Source organism: Micromonospora sp. WMMC250, assembly GCF_027460215.1.
Classification (GTDB): domain Bacteria; phylum Actinomycetota; class Actinomycetes; order Mycobacteriales; family Micromonosporaceae; genus Micromonospora; species Micromonospora taraxaci.
Genome location: NZ_JAPZBJ010000002.1, coordinates 2,806,653 through 2,824,533, shown reverse-complemented (window position 1 = coordinate 2,824,533; position 17,881 = coordinate 2,806,653). Strand labels below are relative to the sequence as shown.

Genomic DNA, 17,881 nt, shown 5'->3' with positions numbered 1-17,881 from the left:
GATTCCTGCAAGGTGCCGCACTGATCAAGTGATGAGAAATAGGTCAGGAAGGATCCTGGCACCTACTTTTCATCACTTGATCGAGGTGAGTGCATCGTTGTCGGGTGGCGCGTCAGCCCCGGCGGAGCCAGACCACGCCCAACGGCGGGACCTGGAGGGCCGCCGACGCCACCATCCCGTGCCACGGCACGTCCTCGGCCCGTACCTCGCCCAGGTTGCCCACCCCCGACCCGCCGTAGTGGTGCGCGTCGGTGTTCAGCACTTCGGTCCACGTCCCGCCGGCCGGCAGGCCGACGCGGTAGTCGTGCAGGGGCTGGGCGGAGAAGTTCGCCAGGCAGACCAGCGTCGAGCCGTCCGGGGCGATCCGGACGAACGACACGGTGTTGTTGGCGACGTCGTCGCCGGCGATCCAGCGGAACCCGGCCGGTTTGGTGTCCTGCGCCCAGAGTGCCGGGGTGTCCCGGTAGACCCGGTTGAGGTCGCCGACGAGCCGTTGCACACCGGCGCGGGCCGGGTCGTGGAGCAGGTACCAGTCGAGGCCGCGCTCCTCGCTCCACTCCCGGTCGTCGGCCAGCTCGGAGCCCATGAAGAGCAACTGCTTGCCCGGGTGCGCCCACATGTACGCCAGCAACGCGCGGACGTTCGCCAGCCGCTGCCAGGTGTCGCCGGGCATCTTGCCGGCCAGGGAGCCCTTGCCGTGCACGACCTCGTCGTGGCTGATCGGCAACACGTAGTTCTCGCTCCAGGCGTACGCCAGGGAGAAGGTGAGCTGATGGTGGTGGTGCTGGCGGTAGATCGGGTCCTTCGAGGTGTAGAGCAGGGTGTCGTGCATCCAGCCCATGTTCCACTTGAACCCGAAGCCCAGCCCGCCCTCGGCGGTGGAGCGGGTGACCCCCGGCCAGGCCGTCGACTCCTCGGCGATCATGACGACGCCGGCGTGGTGCTTGTAGACGGTCGCGTTCACCTCCTGCATGAGCGCGATGGCTTCCAGGTTCTCCCGACCGCCGTACTGGTTGGGCGCCCACTCACCGTGGTTGCGGGAGTAGTCCAGGTAGAGCATCGAGGCGACGGCGTCCACCCGCAGCCCGTCGACGTGGAACTGGTCGCACCAGTAGAGCGCGTTGGCCACCAGGAAGTTGCGCACCTCGCTGCGGCCGAAGTCGAAGACGTACGTACCCCAGTCGGGGTGTTCGCCACGGCGCGGGTCGGGGTGTTCGTAGAGCGGCGTGCCGTCGAAGCGGGCCAGGGCCCACTCGTCCTTGGGGAAGTGCGCGGGCACCCAGTCGAGGATCACGCCGATGCCGGCGGCGTGCAGCCGGTCGACGAGGTAGCGGAAGTCGTCCGGGTCGCCGAAGCGGGACGTCGGCGCGAAGTAACCGGTGACCTGGTAACCCCAGGAACCGCCGAACGGGTGCTCCATGACCGGCAGGAACTCGACGTGCGTGAAGCCCAGCCCGGTGACGTACTCGGTGAGCTGTTCGGCCAGCTCGCGGTAACTCAGGCCGGGTCGCCACGAGCCGAGGTGGACCTCGTAGACGCTCATCGGCTCCTGGTGCGGCTGCCGTTCGGCCCGCCGGGCCAGCCAGTCCGCGTCGTTCCACCGGTACGTCGAGTGGTGCACCACCGAGGCGGTGGCCGGGGGCACCTCCGCGTACGCGGCCAGGGGGTCGGCCTTGTCCCGCCACTGCCCGTCGGCGCCGAGGATCCGGTACTTGTAGCGGGCACCGACGCGGGCGTTGGGCACGAACAGTTCCCACACGCCGGTGGAGCCGAGCGACCGCATCGGCCAACCGTCGTCGGGCGCCCAGCCGGTGAAGTCACCGATCACCCGGACGCCGCGGGCGTTGGGCGCCCACACGCTGAACGCGACGCCCTCGTCGAAGACCCGGGCGCCCAGCGCGTCCCACAGCCGCTCGTGCCGGCCCTCGCCGATCAGGTGCAGGTCCAGCTCCCCGAGCGTCGGCGGGTAGCGGTACGGGTCGTCGTACGCGGTGCCGTCGACCTCCACCCGGTAGTCGAGCACCGTGCCGTCGACGGTGGCCTCGAAGACGCCCACGTCGTGCACCCGCTTCATCGGGTACCGCTCGTCGCCGACGAGCAGCACCACGTCGCCGGCGCCCCGGCGCAGCGTGCGGATCGTCGTCGAGGAGTCGGCGGGGTGCGCGCCGAGCACCGCGTGCGGGTCGTGTGTCGCGCCGGAGATCAGCTGGTCCATCGGGCGTCCTTCGGTGCGGCATCGGTCGGTGCCGGGGCGGACCGGCGGGCGGTCGACCCGCGCGGAGGGGTCGGAACGGGGCCGGACCGGCGGGGCGGGGTCGGCACCGGGGTCGTCGGCGCGGCGGTCGTCGGGGCCGGGGTGGTCGGCGCGGCGGTCGTCGGGGCCGGGGTGGTCGGCGCGCCGGTCGTCGGGGCCGGGGTGGTCGGTGCGGTGCCGCCGGAGAGGTCGTCGGGCACGTCGGCGACGGTGAGGTCCGCCGGTTCGGCGCCCGCCGGTTCCGGCGCGGTCGGCCGGGTCGGGCGGCGCACTGTCAACACGTGCGCCGGTTGCAGGTACGGGTCGAGCCGTACCGCGTTGCGTTGACCCCAGTCGTAGCTGGTGCCGGTCAACTCGTCGTGCACCGTGAACCGCTCGTGCCAGTCGAAGCCCAGCGCCGGCATGTCCAGCGTCGTGTTGCCCCACTGCACCTCTCGCGAGTCGAACGAGCAGACCACGATGACGGTGTTGCCGGTCTCCGGGTCGTGCTTCGACCAGCACAGCAACGCTGGGTTGTCGATCTCGTGGAACCGCAGGTTGCGCAGTTGGTGCAGCGCCGGATTGTCCCGGCGTACCCGGTTGAGGGTGGTCAGGAACGGGGCCAGCGAGCGGCCCTGCGCCTCGGCGGCGGCCCAGTCCCGGGGCCGCAGCTCGTACTTCTCGTTGTCGAGGTACTCCTCGGCACCCGGGCGGGCCACGTGCTCGAACAGCTCGAAACCGGCGTACATTCCCCAGGAGGGGGAGAGCAGCGCGGCCAGCACCGCCCGTATCTTGAACATCGGCGGGCCGCCGTGCTGCAACGACTCGTGCAGGATGTCCGGCGTGTTCGGCCAGAAGTTCGGCCGCATGTAGTCGGCCGACTCGACCAGTTCCTCGCAGTACTCCCGCATCTGCGCGGCCGTCGTGCGCCAGGTGAAATAGGTGTACGACTGCGTGAAGCCGATCTTGCCGAGGCCGTGCATGATCGCCGGGCGGGTGAACGCCTCAGCCAGGAACAGCACGTCCGGGTCGACCGCCTTGACCTCGGCGATCAGCCAGTGCCAGAAGTCGAACGGCTTGGTGTGCGGGTTGTCCACCCGGAAGATCCGGATGCCCTCGCCGACCCAGTGCAGCACCACCCGCAACACCTCGGCCCGGATGCCCTCCGGGTCGTTGTCGAAGTTGACCGGGTAGATGTCCTGGTACTTCTTCGGCGGGTTCTCCGCGTACGCGATGCTGCCGTCGGCCCGGGTGGTGAACCACTCCGGGTGCTCCGTCACCCAGGGGTGGTCCGGCGCGCACTGCAACGCCAGGTCCATCGCGACCTCCAGGCCCTGCGCCTGGGCCGCCTGGACGAAGGCCCGGAAGTCTGCCGGCGTACCCAGGTCGGGGTGGATGGTGTCGTGGCCGCCCTCGGCGGCGCCGATCGCCCACGGCGAGCCCACGTCGGTCGGCCCGGCGGTGAGCGCGTTGTTGCGGCCCTTGCGGTTGACCCGGCCGATGGGGTGGATCGGCGGCAGGTAGAGCACGTCGAAGCCCATCGCCGCCACCCCCGGCAGCCGGTCGGTGGCGGTCGCAAACGTGCCGGACCGGTCTTGTGTCGCCCCTTCGGAGCGGGGGAAGAACTCGTACCAGGCGGAGAAGAGCGCCCGCTTGCGGTCAACCCAGATCGAGTACGTCTCACCGGCGGTCACCAACTCCCGCACCGGGTGCTCCCAGAGCAGGTCGGCCAGTGCGAGCGCCGGGTCGACCCGCTGCGGCAGCGGCAGGTCGGTCTCGGCGAGCGCGGCGAGCGCGTCGGCGACCCGGGGCCGGTCGGCGGCCGGGACGAGGTCCCGGGCGGCGGCGAGCACCCGCGCGCCCTCGGCCAGGTCGTTGGCCAGGTCGGCCGGCCCCTGCCCGGCGGCGATCTTCTTGGTCACCGCGTTCTGCCAGGTGAGGTACGGGTCCTGGAACGCCTCGACGGAGAACGTCCACGCGCCGACGGCGTCCGGCGTGATGACGGCGTGCCAGCGATCCTGGCCGGGTTCACCGGGGCGCATCCGGGTGAACGGCAGTGTGGTGCCGTCGGGGCCAGCCCACACCACGTTGCAGCCCAGCGCGTCGTGCCCCTCCCGATAGGCGCGTGCCGACACCGGAACAGGCTCGTCGACCACCGCCTTGGCCGGGTACCGCCCGCACGAGACGACGGGGGAGACGTCTTCGATCGGGAACCGTCCAGTCACCCCGCCAACCTACTGCGCGAGATCCGTTCGCGCGCGGGCAAGCACCCCCGTCCGCTCTCCAGCGGTCGCCGGCACGGATGTCCCGCACCGAAACGTGTCACGTATCGTTTGTATTACGTGACGGAGGTTCAGAGCATGCGGTTGAACAGCAAGGGCCAGGTGACTATCCCGGCAGCTCTTCGGGCGCGATACAACCTGCACGAGGGCGACGAGGTCGATGTGGTCGAGGACGCTGGGGCCCTCCGCATCGTGCGCGTGCACGGTGCCGACACCCGTGGGGAGCGTCTCGTCCGCCACATGCGGGGTCGGGGGAGCGCCAAGGAGACCGAGCACATGTCCACCGAGGAGCTGATGGAGTTGCTGCGTGGCGAGTGAGCGGCTTCGCGCAGTGCCGTCGCGTCCATCCGACGCGACGACGACCCTGGTCGACACCAATGTGCTGCTGGACATCCTGACCGATGACCCCAAGTGGGCGGAGTGGTCCGGGGCCGCCCTCGCCGAAGCCCGTGACGCGGGCAACCTGGTGATCAACCCCATCGTGTACGCCGAGGTGTCGGTCCGTTTCGACCGCATCGAAGAATTGGACGAGGCGTTGCCGGCTGGGGACTTCCTTCGCGAGGAGCTTCCATACCTCGCGGGCTTCCTCGCCGGCAAGGCTTATGAGCGGTACCGGAAGCTGGGCGGCACGAAACGGTCACCGGTAGCCGACTTCTACATCGGCGCGCACGCGGCCGTGTGTCGATACAGCCTGCTGACCCGTGACGGGTCGCGATACCGCACGTACTTCCCGACCCTGACGCTGACCACACCAGACGATTGACCGCCGCGAGGTCGTGACCCGGGCCTACGGCCGCTGCCGTGGCCGCTGCCCCGACCGCCGGAAAGATCGACACGTGTTCAAGGAAGAAGCGGTATCGACGCGAACCGGATACGCCGGTTTCCAGAAAGCCGAGTGGATCTAGACCGGGCGGCTCACCACACCTGCGGTGACGTAGCCTCCGGCCATGATCAAACGGGTGAAGGTCGCGGTTGTCGGTGTCGGCAACAACACGTCGGCACTGGTGCAGGGGCTCGCCCTTTATCGCCAGAGCGGCAGCCTGGTCGGGATCCGCAGACCGGTGATCGACGGGCTCGGGGTGGGCGACATCGACATCGTGGCGGCCTTCGCCACCTCCGCGGAGAAGGTCGGTCGGGACCTGACCGACGCGATCTTCCTGCCGCCCAACAACTTCCCCCGGCTGCCGTGCGACCTGCCCAGGGCAGATGTGCCCGTCACGAAGGGCCTCGTCGACGCGAGCGAGGTGCGGCGGGTGGCGGCGGCGCTGGCGGGAGCGGAGGTGCTGCTCTACTCGGCGCCGAGTGGCCGACCGGCGACCGCCCAGGCGTACGCCGAGGCAGCTCTCACCGCCGGTGTCGCCTTCGTCAACACCACCGCCGACCCGGTCGCCCGCGATCCGCGCCGGATGGAGAGGTTCGAGGCGGCCCGCCTGCCGCTGATCGGCGACGACCTGGCCAGCCAGTTCGGCACCTCGGTGGTGCACAACGCGCTGCTGCGGCTCCTGAAGGAGCGGGGCCTCACCCTGGTCAGCTCCTACCAGGTCAACCTGGGCGGCACCGAGGACTTCCGCAACCTGGTCGAGAACCCCGACACCAAGAAGCGGTCCAAGCTCAACGCCCTGTCGGACGACGCCGACAACGTCGAGGTCGCCCCCCTCGGGTACCTGCCGCACCTCGGGTCGCAGAAGGTGGCGCACCTCAACGTCGAGGCCCAGGGCTGGGGCGAGACCTCGGTGAGCCTCGACGTGAAGCTGAAGGTGCACGATCCGAGTGGCGCCGCGGGCGTCAACATCGACCTGATCCGCATCGCCGCCAGCGCCCTGCGGAACGGGCGTGGTGGTCACTGTGCCGAGGCGACGTCGTTGCTCAAATCGCCGCCGGGAACGGCTAGCTGAGGTCGGCGCCGACCGAGCGGTAGACCTCCAGCGTCTGCCGGGCGATGGAGTCCCAGGAGAAGTGCTCCACCGCGCGCCGGCGACCGGCCAGACCGAACCGCTCGGTACGTGTCGGGTCGGCGAGCAGGGTGTTGATCGCCGCCGCCAGGTCCGCCACGAACGTCTCCGGCCGCAACGGGGTTCCGGAGCCGTCGGTGGCCTGCTCGATGGGCACCAGCAGACCCGTCTCGTCGCCGGCCACGACCTCGGGGATGCCGCCGGTGGCGGTCGCCACCACTGCGGTCTCGCAGGCCATCGCCTCCAGGTTGACGATGCCCATCGGCTCGTAGACCGACGGGCAGACGAAGACCGTCGCGTGGGTGAGCACCTGGATCACCTCGGGCTTGGGCAGCATCTCGGCCACCCAGACCACTCCGGAGCGGTTGGCCCGCAACTCGGCGACCAGCCCCTCCACCTCGGCGGCGATCTCCGCCGTGTCCGGCGCGCCGGCGAGCAGCACGAGCTGTGTGTCCGCCGGCAACTCCCGGGCGGCGCGCAGCAGGTACGGCAGCCCCTTCTGCCGGGTGATCCTTCCCACATACACCACGCTGGGACGGGCGGGGTCGATGCCGAGGCGGTCGAGCACGTCGGTGTCGTGGTCCGGTGCGTACTGCACGGTGTCGATGCCGTTGTAGACCACCCGGACCTTCGACGGGTCGATCTGCGGGTAGGCGGTCAACACGTCGGTGCGCATCCCCCCACTGACGGCGATCACCGCGTCGGCGGACTCCATCGCGGTCCGCTCGATCCAGGACGATAGCGCGTAGCCGCCGCCGAGCTGCTCTGCCTTCCACGGCCGCAGCGGTTCCAGGCTGTGCGCGGTCACCACGTGCGGCACCCCGTGCAGCAGTTTCGCGGTGTGTCCGGCCAGGTTCGCGTACCAGGTGTGGCTGTGCACCACGTCGCTGCCCGCGGTGCCGGCGGCCATCTCCAGGTCCACGCCCATGGTCCGGAGCGCGGCGTTGGCACCGGCCAGGCCCTGCGGTTCGGGGTACGCGGTGACGCCCGGCTCGGTGCGCGGCTGGCCGAAGCAGTGCACGCGGACGTCGGTGCGGCGGCGCAACTCCCGGGCCAGGTACTCGACGTGCACGCCCGCTCCGCCGTAGACCTCCGGCGGGTACTCGCGGGTGAGCAGATCGACGCGCAGCGGGGTGGGTTCCGTCATGACCCCGCACCCTAGTGCAGAAGAGTCCCCGTACGAGTGGTGAAGTGCGACGCGGGTGGATAGCGTCGTGGCATGGCTGCCAAGGTGCTCGCGATCGTCCTGGCGGGTGGGGAGGGCAAGCGCCTGATGCCACTCACCACGGATCGGGCCAAGCCGGCCGTCCCGTTCGGCGGGATGTACCGCATGGTCGACTTCGTCCTCTCCAACCTGGCCAACGCCGGCTATCTCAAGATCGTCGTGTTGACCCAGTACAAGTCCCACTCCCTCGACCGGCACATCACCAAGACCTGGCGGATGTCCACGCTGCTCGGCAACTACGTCACCCCGGTGCCCGCGCAGCAGCGTCGTGGCCCGTGGTGGTTCGCCGGCTCGGCCGACGCCATCTACCAGAGCTTCAACCTCATCAACGACGAGCAGCCCGACTACGTGATCGTCTTCGGCGCCGACCACATCTACCGGATGGACCCCCGGCAGATGGTGGAGGACCACATCGCCTCCGGCGCGGCGGTGACCGTTGCCGGCATCCGCCAGCCGCTGTCGATGGCCGACCAGTTCGGCGTCATCGAGGTCGGCGAGGACGGCAAGCGCATCCGGGCGTTCCGCGAGAAGCCGACCGACGCGGTGGGTCTGCCCGACGCGCCGGACGAGATCTACGCCTCGATGGGTAACTACGTCTTCACCACCCGCGCGCTCTGCGAGGCGGTCGAGCGCGACGCGGAGGACAAGACCAGCAAGCACGACATGGGCGGCAGCATCATCCCGATGCTCGTCGAGCGGGGCGAGGCGAACGTCTACGACTTCCGCGACAACGAGGTGCCGGGCAGCACCGACCGCGACCGCGGCTACTGGCGGGACGTGGGGACGCTCGACTCGTTCTACGACGCGCACATGGATCTGATCAACGTGCACCCCGTCTTCAACATGTACAACTTCGACTGGCCGATCTACACCGAGCAGCTGCCGTGGCCGCCGGCGAAGTTCGTCCACCAGTGGGGTGAGCGGGTCGGCCGCGCGGTCGGCTCGATGGTCTCCCCGGGCGTGGTGATCTCCGGTTCGCTGGTGGAGAACTCGATCGTGTCGCCGAAGGTGCGGGTGCACTCGTGGGCGCACGTCGAGGGCTCGGTGCTGATGGAGGGTGTGGAGATCGGCCGGCACGCGGTGGTCCGGCGGGCCATCCTGGACAAGAACGTGTTCGTTCCGGAGGGCGTCGAGATCGGCGTCGACCTGGAGAAGGACCGGCAGCGCTACACCGTCTCCGACAACGGCATCGTGGTGATCGGCAAGGGCCAGAAGGTCGAGCCGTGACCGACCCGCACACACCGAGGAGGATCCCGCAGTGACCCACCCCCGTGCCGGCCAGCCCGCCGAGCCCGCCGACCTGGTCGACGTGCCGCGCCTGGTGACCGCCTACTACGCCGAGCACCCGGATCCCGCGGACCCGGCGCAGCAGGTCTCCTTCGGCACTTCCGGCCACCGCGGCTCCAGCCTGCGTAACGCGTTCAACTCCGACCACATCCTGGCGGTCACCCAGGCGCTCTGCGACTACCGCCGCGAGCAGGGCCTGGACGGGCCGCTGTTCCTCGCCCGGGACACCCACGCGCTGTCCGCGCCGGCCGCCGTGGACGCGTTGGAGGTGCTCGCCGCCAACGGGGTCACCGTGCTGGTGGACAGCCGCGACGGCTACACCCCCACGCCGGCGTTGTCGCACGCCATCCTCACGCACAACCGGGGTCGGACCAGCGGTCTCGCCGACGGCATCGTCATCACCCCGTCGCACAACCCGCCCGACGACGGCGGCTTCAAGTACAACCCCACCAACGGCGGTCCGGCCGACACCGACGTCACCCGGTGGATCCAGGACCGGGCCAACGCGATCCTCGCCGCCGGGCTCAAGGAGGTCCGCCGGATCACCTACGCGCGGGCCCGGGCCGCGGACACCACCGGGGAGTACGACTTCCTCGCCCACTACGTCGACGACCTGCCGGCGGCGATCGACATCGACGCGATCCGCGACGCCGGGGTGCGGATCGGCGCTGACCCCCTCGGTGGGGCGAGCGTGGCGTACTGGGGCGAGATCGCCGATCGGCACCGGCTGGACCTGACAGTGGTCAACCCGACGGTGGACCCGACCTGGCGGTTCATGACCCTGGACGGCGACGGCAAGATCCGGATGGACTGCTCCTCGCCGAACGCGATGGCGTCGCTGATCGCCGCCCGTGCCGATTTCCAGATCTCCACCGGCAACGACGCCGACGCCGACCGGCACGGCATCGTCACCCCCGACGCCGGCCTGATGAACCCCAACCACTACCTGGCGGTGGCGATCGGCCACCTGTTCCGTACCCGTACCGAATGGGGTCCGGCCGCCGCCGTGGGCAAGACGCTGGTCTCCTCGTCGATGATCGACCGGGTCGCCGCGGACCTGGGCCGACCGCTGCTGGAGGTGCCGGTCGGCTTCAAGTGGTTCGTGCCGGGCCTGCTCGACGGGGCGGTCGGCTTCGGCGGTGAGGAGAGCGCCGGGGCGTCGTTCCTGCGCCGCGACGGTTCCACCTGGACCACCGACAAGGACGGCATCCTGCTCTGCCTGCTCGCTTCCGAGATCCTGGCCACCACCGGGCGGAGCCCGAGCGAACACTGGGCGGAGCTGGCCGAGCGCTTCGGCGCTCCCTCGTACGCCCGGATCGACGCCCCGGCCACCCGGGAGCAGAAGGCCGTGCTCGCGAAGCTCAACCCGGACCAGGTCACCGCCACCGAGTTGGCCGGTGAGCCGATCACCGCGACTCTGACCACCGCCCCCGGCAACAACGCCCCGATCGGCGGCCTGAAGGTCAGCACCGAGTCCGGCTGGTTCGCCGCGAGGCCCTCCGGCACGGAGGACGTCTACAAGATCTACGCCGAGTCCTTCCAGGGCCCGGAGCACCTGAAGAAGATCCAGGAAGAAGCCAAGACCCTGGTAGACCAGGCCCTGACCCAGGCCTGACGCCCCCGCCCCCCCGCGCGCCCGCCCCGGGCCCGCCCCCGGGCCCCGCTCACGGTGATCAAGAGGTTTGCGTCACGACACGCCGGTCGGCATGACGCAAACCTCTTGATCACGCCGCAGGGCCGGTGCGGTGGGGGTCGGGTTTCAGCAGGGTGGGGGGTCGGCGGGTGGGGGGAGTTCCTGGCTGCGCCGGCGTAACTCCTCGGGCAGCAGTTCGCGGAGCTGCTCGGGGAGGAACGGCAGGTCGAGCAGCGTCATCTTCAACTGGTTGCGCTCCTGGTAGCGCAACGGGTCGAAGCGGACCACCAGACCGGCGTCGCGGCGGTACGAGATGTCCACCGCCCCCTCGGTGGCCGCGTCCCGGAACACCAACCCGTCCATCTCCACCACGACCGGCGACGAGTTGGGCTGCAACTCCAACCGGATCTTCTCGTCCGGCGAGAGCACGACCGCCCGGGAGATGCCGGCCATCGGCGCCGCCGGCGTGATGACCACCGAGTCCGCCGCCGGGGAGATCAGTGGACCACCGGCCGCGTAGCTGTACGCCGTCGAGCCGATCGGGGTGCTGACCACCACGGCGTCGCTGCGGTAGTAGCCGTACTGCTGGCCGTCGATGGCGAGCGTGACGCTGACGAAACCGGCGCCCGGCTGGCGGACCAACGCGATGTCGTTGAACGCCACGACGTCGTCACCGCACACGTCGCAGGCGAGGCACGCGTGCGACTCGACGGTGAAGTCCCTCGACAGCAGCCGGCTCAGCGCGTCGGGCAACTCCGGCGGTTCGATCTCGACCAGAAACCCCAGACGACCCAGGTGTACGCCGAGCACCGGCTTCGGGTCGCGGACGGCGGAGCGCAGCGCACCCAGCATGGTGCCGTCACCGCCGATGCTGATCAACGCGTCGGCGCGGACGGGGACCTCGCCCTCCGGCAACGGCTCGACGCAGGACGGGACGCGGTGCTGGTCCTCCTCGCGCACGAACAGCGTCTTGTGGTGGCGGGTCGCCCACCGTTCGATGATTTCGACCACCTCGGTGACATCCCGGGTGGGGTGCAGCACAAGTCCCAGCCCCGACACCCGTACAGCTCATCACATCGGTGCGGGGCGCACCCGGCGTACGCCGAAGGTGCGCCGGCGGCCCACCCGGCCTGCGCCGAAGGTGCGCCGGCGGCTCGTCGACCGCCGGCGCACCTCGCCGCCGTCAGGGGCGGGGTTGACCGGTGAGGTGGGTCAACGAACGGGCGACCAGGTCGTCCCGGGCCGCCGGGGAGAGGCCCTCCAACCCGAAGCCCAGGTACACCGTGTCCCCGGTGACCACCACCGAGCCCTCCTCGAACGCCTGCTGGCTGCGCGACCAGTCGTTGGCGTTGCCACCGGACCCGGCCGGAGGCCCGGCGACCGTCCAGCCGCCCAGGTCGGCGGACTCGAACGAGGTCTCCGCCACCGTCGACCCGTCGACCACCACCCGGGCGTCGTCCAGGAAGACCCCGAGGCCCTGCGTGGCCCAGTCCGAGGCGTACGTGATCGACACCTCGACCTGCTTGCCGGCGTACGCGGTCAGGTCGACCACGAACTCCTTCCAACCGCTCGACGTCCCGGTCGCCGCGTTCCAGCTTCCGGTGCTACCGCTGGGGGAGCAGCCCGCGCCCTGGTAGTGGGCGAGGAACGGGTGCAACTCGTCCCAACCCGAGACGCAGCTCTCCCCGGTGACCGTGCTGGTCTTGCCGTTGACGTCCGGCAGTGTCGTCCAGTTGTCGCTGCCCACCTCGTGGGCCTCGACGAAGAGGAAGTCCCAGTTCTGCTCGATCTCGTACGAGGTGAAGAAGCGCAGCTCTCCGCTGGTCGCCCCGCTGAGGTCCACAGTGCGGGTGAGCCGCTTGTACGACTCGTCGGCCTGCCCGCTGTGCAGGTACCACTCACCCGTACGCGGGTCGAACGGCGCGCCACCCGGTCGGGTCCAGCCCACCGGCGCGGAGCTGGCGAACTGCGGGAACTCGTCCGGCGGCAGGAAACTCGACGTGGTCAGGAACGACGCGGTGTGCCCCTGGTTCTCCGCCGAACCGGCCGCGTTGAGCTGCCCGTCGAAGCCGGTGAACGCGCCGTCACGGCCGGCGACCGGGAACGGTTCGCCCTCCGGCGAGGTGCCGCCGTCGCTGACGTAGGTGTGCGCGCCCAACCAGTACTGCTGGAAGTCGTTCAGCAGCGGCAGGCAGGTGAGGTCGTCGGCGTTGGTGCACTCCGGCGGCGCGTCCGGGTGGTAGACGTACGAACCGTTGGCGCCCTGGGCGAACAGCGCGTACTGGCCGCTGACCAGGAGCTTGCCACCCTCGTTCAGGTAGTCCCGGACGGCCAGTTCGGTGTCCAGCGCCGCCTTGGCCGCGGTGCCGGCGACCTGGCCGGGCGAACGCATGATCACGTCGTCGCCGGTCTCCCACACCACTGCCTTGTAGTGCGACAGCACCCCGAGCGGGTGCGGTGCCCTGCGGCCCATCACGTCGAAGTCGTACACGTCGCTGCTGCGCCCGGCGGCGCTCAACGACGCCGCGATCTCGTCGGCGTACTTCGCGGAGGTGCCGGTCTGCGCCGGGCTGAGACCGGTGACGTCCTCGGCGGCGAGGACCAGCACGTCACCGCCGATGTCGCTGTGCACCCGGTAGGTGAAGTGAACGCTTGCGACCACCCCGGACCGGGGTTTGTTGCCGGTGAACCAGACCTCCACCCGGTCTCCCGGTTTCGTGCCGCCGACCGTCCCGCGTAGCTCCGCGTAGTAGTCGTCGTGCGTGCCGCCGTACCGCTCGCCGCCGCGCCACTCGCGGACCGCGACGGTCTTCGGTCGCCCGCCGTTGACCGTGTAGTGCATCTTCACGTTCTTCAGCGCCCGCCGGGTGATGGCGGCGACCTGCTGGGTGCGCCCGTACGAGGTGTCGAAGGCGTCCACCACGAAGTCCGGGGTGCTCCGGCCGACCACCGACACCGGCTCGTCCGGGTCCGCCGCCGACTTGGCCACGGCCAACGCGAACGGCAGGTTCTTGCTCACCTCACCGGCGATCAACGTCTCGTCGTCGGGAAAGATGAAGCCACTGACGCAGTCCTCCGGACGCCACTCGTCGTCCGGGTCCACCGCCGAGGCGGCCTCACAGGTGGACATCTCCGGGGTGAAGCCCAGCGTGCCGTACCGCACGGTGGCGTGGCTGTCGGTGTCACCGTTGGTCGTGTACAGCTCGGCGGAGATGTCCGGGTCGTACCCGGGCACCGCCGGGTGCGCGTCGTCCCCGGCCATCGCCTTGTAGATCTCGTCGTCCGGGGTGGGAGTGCTCACCTGCCAGCCGAGGCCGTAGAGCAGCAGCTCGGCCGCCGAGTGGTAGTTGACGAAGAACTCGAACCCGACCCGCTTGAAGAGTTGGTCCAGGGCCTTGGTCTCCGGCTCCGAGTTGGGGCCCGGGCCCCGGTAGGTCTCGCTGTTCGGCTCCGGTGACGAACCCTCGTTGTCGTACCCCCACTTGTAGCTGAAGTTGCGGTTGAGGTCCACGCCGTCGCCGGAGGTGATCTGTCCGTCGCCGTTGTTGTCCCGCAGGTTCTTGCGCCACAGTCGGTTGCCCGAGGTGAAGGTGAAGTCGTAACCGTCCGGGTTGGCCACCGGCAGGAACCACAGCTCGGTCGTGTCCAGGAGTTTCGTGATCTCCTGGTCGGTGCCGTAGCTGTCCAGCACGTGGTGCATCAACCGGCGGGTCATCTCCGGCGTGATCCACTCGCGGGCGTGCTGCGCGCCGGCGTAGAGCACTGCGGGCCGCTTCCCGTCCGCGACGGTCCGCGCGTTCTTGGTGACCTTCACGGCGACGATCGGCTGACCCTGTTGGGTGCGGCCGATCGTCTCCACCTTGGTCAGCTTGGGATAACGGGCCGCGGTGGCGTTCAGCTCGTCGCGCAGACCGCCCGGCTCCCCATAGGGTCGGAACGCCGTCCAGCCCGCCGCCGCCTGCTCGCGCAGCGCCTGCGACGCGTCCTTGCCGCGCACCTTCTTCACCGACAACGGGACGCCCTGGTCGGTCAGCCGCTTCGCCTGCCGGCGACTGAGCACCGTCTCGACTGTCGTCTTGCCGGTCGAGTCCGTCTTCGCGTCGTGGCCGAGGTCGACCCCCGCCGCGCGTAGCTGGTCCCGCTGTTTTGCGTCGACCGTGCCGACGTAGACCTCCAGGCCGTCGCGGGCGCCCGGTTCGGACGGTGGCTTCGCGCTTGCCGGCGGGGTCAACGCCAGTGCGCCGAGCAGGGTGACCACGCTGGCGATCGCCAGTCGTCTCGGTCTCATCGCGCCTCCTTGGGTGAAGGACCTGTAGGCGCGAGCCTTCTGCTGGGGGGTGATCGATGTCAATAGGTCGAGAGGTGCGAGGTAGCTGGCCGTGTCGGTGTCGCTCCCTCGCGTGACGACCCGGGGGTGGAGGGGGTCGGGTTGAGGGTGCGGGCATAACCGGCGGGCCAAGAATGTGAATCAGGCATCGAGCGGTAGCGGTTCCGATACGCTCCGCTCCCATGGGGACAATCCATGCACCGGTCAACCGTTCGGCGTCGCACGCGCGCCCGCGCGCCGACGGGGTGCCCCAGTTCATGCGGAACCTGGCCACCGGTACGGCGTGGCTGGTGGCCGGTGCCGCCTGCTTCGTTCTCAACCCGGCCCTGGCAACCGATTGGCACCGCGAGGCCACCATTGCCCTGAGTCTCCTCGCCATCCTCTTCGGCACCTGGGTCTTCTGGCGGCATGGAGGCACGCGGATCACGGCGGTGGGGATCTACAACCTCGCCTTCGCGGTCTTCGTCGGGTTCGGCGGCTTCTACCACAGCATCAAGAACGTGGCGACCGATCCCGGTATCCCGTTGTTCACCACCGTCGCCGTCTGCTTCTTCGGTCATGTGCTCACCTGGATGCTGTTCTGGGGTGACGGCGCGCCCTCCAAGGCCCGGTCCGACGCCGCCCGGGTGGACGCGGGCACCGCGGGGTGGGCGTTCACCTTCGGGCTGGTCCTCCTCGCCGTCGCCGTCATCGCCTCGCTGGTCGACGCCGAGACCGAGTTCACGGCGAAGCCGGTCGGCTTCGTCGGCGTCGTGTTACTGGCGGCGGGCCTGCTGCGTGGCCCACTCGGTCGGTGGAAGGTGCTGTGCGGATCGGTGTGCGCCGTCGCCTTCACCGTCTACTTCTTCTATCTGTTCAACGGATTCGGCCGCATCGTCCTCGGGTCCCTCGCCCTGGCCCTGCTCGTCGTCCTGGCTCACGGCGACCGGCGGCGTTACACCAAGGGGATCGTGATCCTCGGTGGAATTCCGGCCCTGTTGTTTCTCGCCGCGCTGCGCGCCGGCGGGGCAGCCTCGGACGTGGACAGTGACGGCTTTGGATCGGCCGTCAGCCCGATGTCCGCGTTCGCCGAACTCTGGCAGATGAACACCATCGGTCTGCTGCCCCGGGGGTGGGGCGAGACCTTCTTCGCCGCCGCGGTCGCCCTGGTGCCCCGCGCGTTCTGGCCCGACAAACCAGTCGGCTTCGGTTACGAGCTGGTGCCTTACCTCGCGCCCGGGCTGGCCGGCACCGGCCATTCCGTGGCGGCCCTCTGGTACGGCGAGTGGCTGTTCAATTTCGGTGTCGTCGGCATGGCGGTGATGATTCCGGTGACCGGTCTCGCCGTGTCCGCCATCGACCGGTTCCTGGCTCGTGCATCGGCCCGGCCGCTGACCACGCCCACGGCGCTCGGCCGGTACGTCGGCGGAGTTCTTCTCGCCGTCGGTCTCTTCGATCTGGTCTGGGTGGGTGGGTTCACCTACATGACCCGTACCGGGCCCCGGTTGGTGGTTCTGGCCATGTTGGTCATCGCGACGGCGTGGCTTGCCCGCCGTCCGACCGAGCCGGAATCGATGTTCGAGACGATCGCCCGCGCCCGTCGGTGATGCGCCGACATTGAGCGTCCGGCCAAGTAACTGATCGTACGGCACATCGTTGTTTCATTGCGCCAGCGCTTGCCGTAATGAGCATTCCTAACCAGGGGGAGTAATTGTGTCAGGCCGCCTTTTCACGTCCGAGTCAGTCACCGAGGGGCATCCTGACAAGGTTGCTGACCAGGTCAGCGACGGCATCCTGGACGCGTTGCTCACCATCGACCCTCGTAGTCGGGTCGCCGTGGAAACTCTCCTCACCACCGGACAGGTGCACGTTGCCGGCGAAGTGGCGACGACGGCGCAGGTGGACATCCCGGAGATCGTTCGTCGGCTGATCGTCGATATCGGATACGACTCGTCGGCCAAAGGATTCGACGGCGCCTCCTGTGGCGTGAGCGTCTCCATCGGTAAACAGTCTCCGGACATCGCCCAGGGTGTCGACAGCGCGATCGAGGTGCGGTCTGGCTCGTCCAGCGCGTTGGACACCCAGGGTGCCGGTGACCAGGGCATGATGTTCGGCTTCGCCTGCTCGGAAACTCCCGAGTTGATGCCTCTGCCGATCGCGCTCGCGCATCGACTGGCGCGCCGACTCGCTGCCGTCCGCAAGAGCGGCGCGATTCCCTACCTTCGTCCCGATGGAAAGACGCAGGTCACCGTCGAGTACGAGGGCATGCGTCCGGTTCGTCTGCACACTGTGGTCGTCTCCAGCCAGCACGCCCCGAACATCGCGTTGGATTCGCTGCTCACGCCGGACATCCGTGAACAGGTCATCGCCCCGGAACTCGACGGTCTGGACCTGGACACGGACGGATACCGGCTGCTGGTCAACCCGACCGGTCGATTCGAGGTCGGTGGACCGATGGGCGATGCCGGTCTGACGGGACGGAAGATCATCGTCGACACCTACGGCGGTTACGCCCGGCACGGCGGTGGCGCGTTCTCCGGGAAAGACCCGTCCAAGGTAGACCGGTCCGCTGCCTACGCCATGCGGTGGGTGGCCAAGAACGTCGTGGCCGCGGGTCTGGCCGAGCGCTGTGAGGTACAGGTTGCCTATGCCATCGGCAAGGCGCACCCCGTCAGCCTCTCCGTGGAGACCTTCGGCACGGAGAACGTGCCCGTGTCGACGATCAGCAGGAGCATCACCGAGGTCTTCGACCTGCGGCCGGCAGCCATCGTCCGTGACCTGGACCTGCTCCGCCCGATCTATCGACAGACCGCGGCGTACGGACACTTCGGCCGTGAGCTGACGGACTTCACCTGGGAAAGTGCCAGCCGTGCGATCGCCCTCAAGTCCAGTGCCCTCTGAGCACGACTACCGGGTGCTGGCTACTTCGGCGTACTTCGAACCAGGTTATCGTGCCGGCGGTC

General features: G+C 69.5%; 12 protein-coding genes. 7 read left to right on the top strand and 5 right to left on the bottom strand.

Features of this window, described 5'->3' with window-relative positions; all coding sequences use genetic code 11:
• Window positions 1–112 precede the first annotated feature (112 nt).
• A complete protein-coding gene (gene glgB, locus O3438_RS12295) occupies window positions 113–2,215 on the bottom strand; it encodes a 1,4-alpha-glucan branching protein GlgB (protein ID WP_269680089.1) in 2,103 nt (700 codons plus the stop codon).
• A complete protein-coding gene (locus O3438_RS12290) occupies window positions 2,203–4,458 on the bottom strand; it encodes an alpha-1,4-glucan--maltose-1-phosphate maltosyltransferase (protein WP_269680088.1) in 2,256 nt (751 codons plus the stop codon). The genes glgB and O3438_RS12290 overlap by 13 nt, the downstream gene beginning before the upstream one ends.
• Window positions 4,459–4,575: 117 nt before the next feature.
• Between O3438_RS12290 and O3438_RS12285 the strand changes: the two genes are divergently transcribed.
• The 3 genes from O3438_RS12285 (at window position 4,576) to O3438_RS12275 (ending at window position 6,410) form a co-directional block, all read left to right on the top strand.
• Window positions 4,576–4,833, top strand: coding sequence for an AbrB/MazE/SpoVT family DNA-binding domain-containing protein (locus tag O3438_RS12285; RefSeq protein ID WP_269680087.1), 258 nt, complete (start codon window positions 4,576–4,578; stop codon window positions 4,831–4,833).
• Window positions 4,823–5,278, top strand: a complete 456-nt coding sequence (locus tag O3438_RS12280; RefSeq protein WP_269680086.1) for a type II toxin-antitoxin system VapC family toxin — start codon at window positions 4,823–4,825, stop codon at window positions 5,276–5,278. Before O3438_RS12285 ends, O3438_RS12280 begins: the two co-directional genes overlap by 11 nt.
• 184 nt (window positions 5,279–5,462) lie before the next feature.
• On the top strand, window positions 5,463–6,410 hold the full coding sequence (locus O3438_RS12275; protein ID WP_269680085.1) for an inositol-3-phosphate synthase: 948 nt from the start codon (window positions 5,463–5,465) through the stop codon (window positions 6,408–6,410).
• Here the strand turns inward: O3438_RS12275 and glgA are convergent.
• Window positions 6,403–7,614 (bottom strand): glycogen synthase, encoded by a 1,212-nt coding sequence (gene glgA, locus O3438_RS12270; RefSeq protein WP_269680084.1) that lies wholly within the window; start codon window positions 7,612–7,614, stop codon window positions 6,403–6,405. The two genes, O3438_RS12275 and glgA, sit on opposite strands and share 8 nt — an antisense overlap.
• Window positions 7,615–7,686: 72 nt before the next feature.
• On the opposite strand from glgA, the gene glgC reads away from it, so the two are divergent.
• Window positions 7,687–8,919: a glucose-1-phosphate adenylyltransferase gene (gene glgC / locus O3438_RS12265; RefSeq protein ID WP_088990519.1), complete on the top strand. Its 1,233-nt coding sequence runs from the start codon at window positions 7,687–7,689 to the stop codon at window positions 8,917–8,919.
• A gap of 31 nt (window positions 8,920–8,950) precedes the next feature.
• Window positions 8,951–10,594, top strand: coding sequence for a phosphoglucomutase (alpha-D-glucose-1,6-bisphosphate-dependent) (pgm, locus tag O3438_RS12260; RefSeq protein WP_269680083.1), 1,644 nt, complete (start codon window positions 8,951–8,953; stop codon window positions 10,592–10,594).
• A gap of 144 nt (window positions 10,595–10,738) precedes the next feature.
• On the opposite strand, the gene O3438_RS12255 is transcribed toward pgm, so the two are convergent.
• Together O3438_RS12255 and O3438_RS12250 are read right to left on the bottom strand one after the other, a co-directional pair.
• A complete protein-coding gene (locus O3438_RS12255; protein ID WP_442929722.1) occupies window positions 10,739–11,662 on the bottom strand; it encodes an NAD(+)/NADH kinase in 924 nt (307 codons plus the stop codon).
• Between the two features lie 133 nt (window positions 11,663–11,795).
• Window positions 11,796–14,900, bottom strand: a complete 3,105-nt coding sequence (locus O3438_RS12250) for a M14 family metallopeptidase (RefSeq protein ID WP_269680081.1) — start codon at window positions 14,898–14,900, stop codon at window positions 11,796–11,798.
• A 221-nt stretch (window positions 14,901–15,121) separates the two neighbouring features.
• Between O3438_RS12250 and O3438_RS12245 the strand changes: the two genes are divergently transcribed.
• A complete protein-coding gene (locus tag O3438_RS12245; RefSeq protein ID WP_269680080.1) occupies window positions 15,122–16,525 on the top strand; it encodes a hypothetical protein in 1,404 nt (467 codons plus the stop codon).
• 106 nt (window positions 16,526–16,631) lie between these two features.
• Window positions 16,632–17,819, top strand: coding sequence for a methionine adenosyltransferase (gene metK / locus O3438_RS12240; RefSeq protein WP_269680079.1), 1,188 nt, complete (start codon window positions 16,632–16,634; stop codon window positions 17,817–17,819).
• Window positions 17,820–17,881 lie beyond the last annotated feature (62 nt).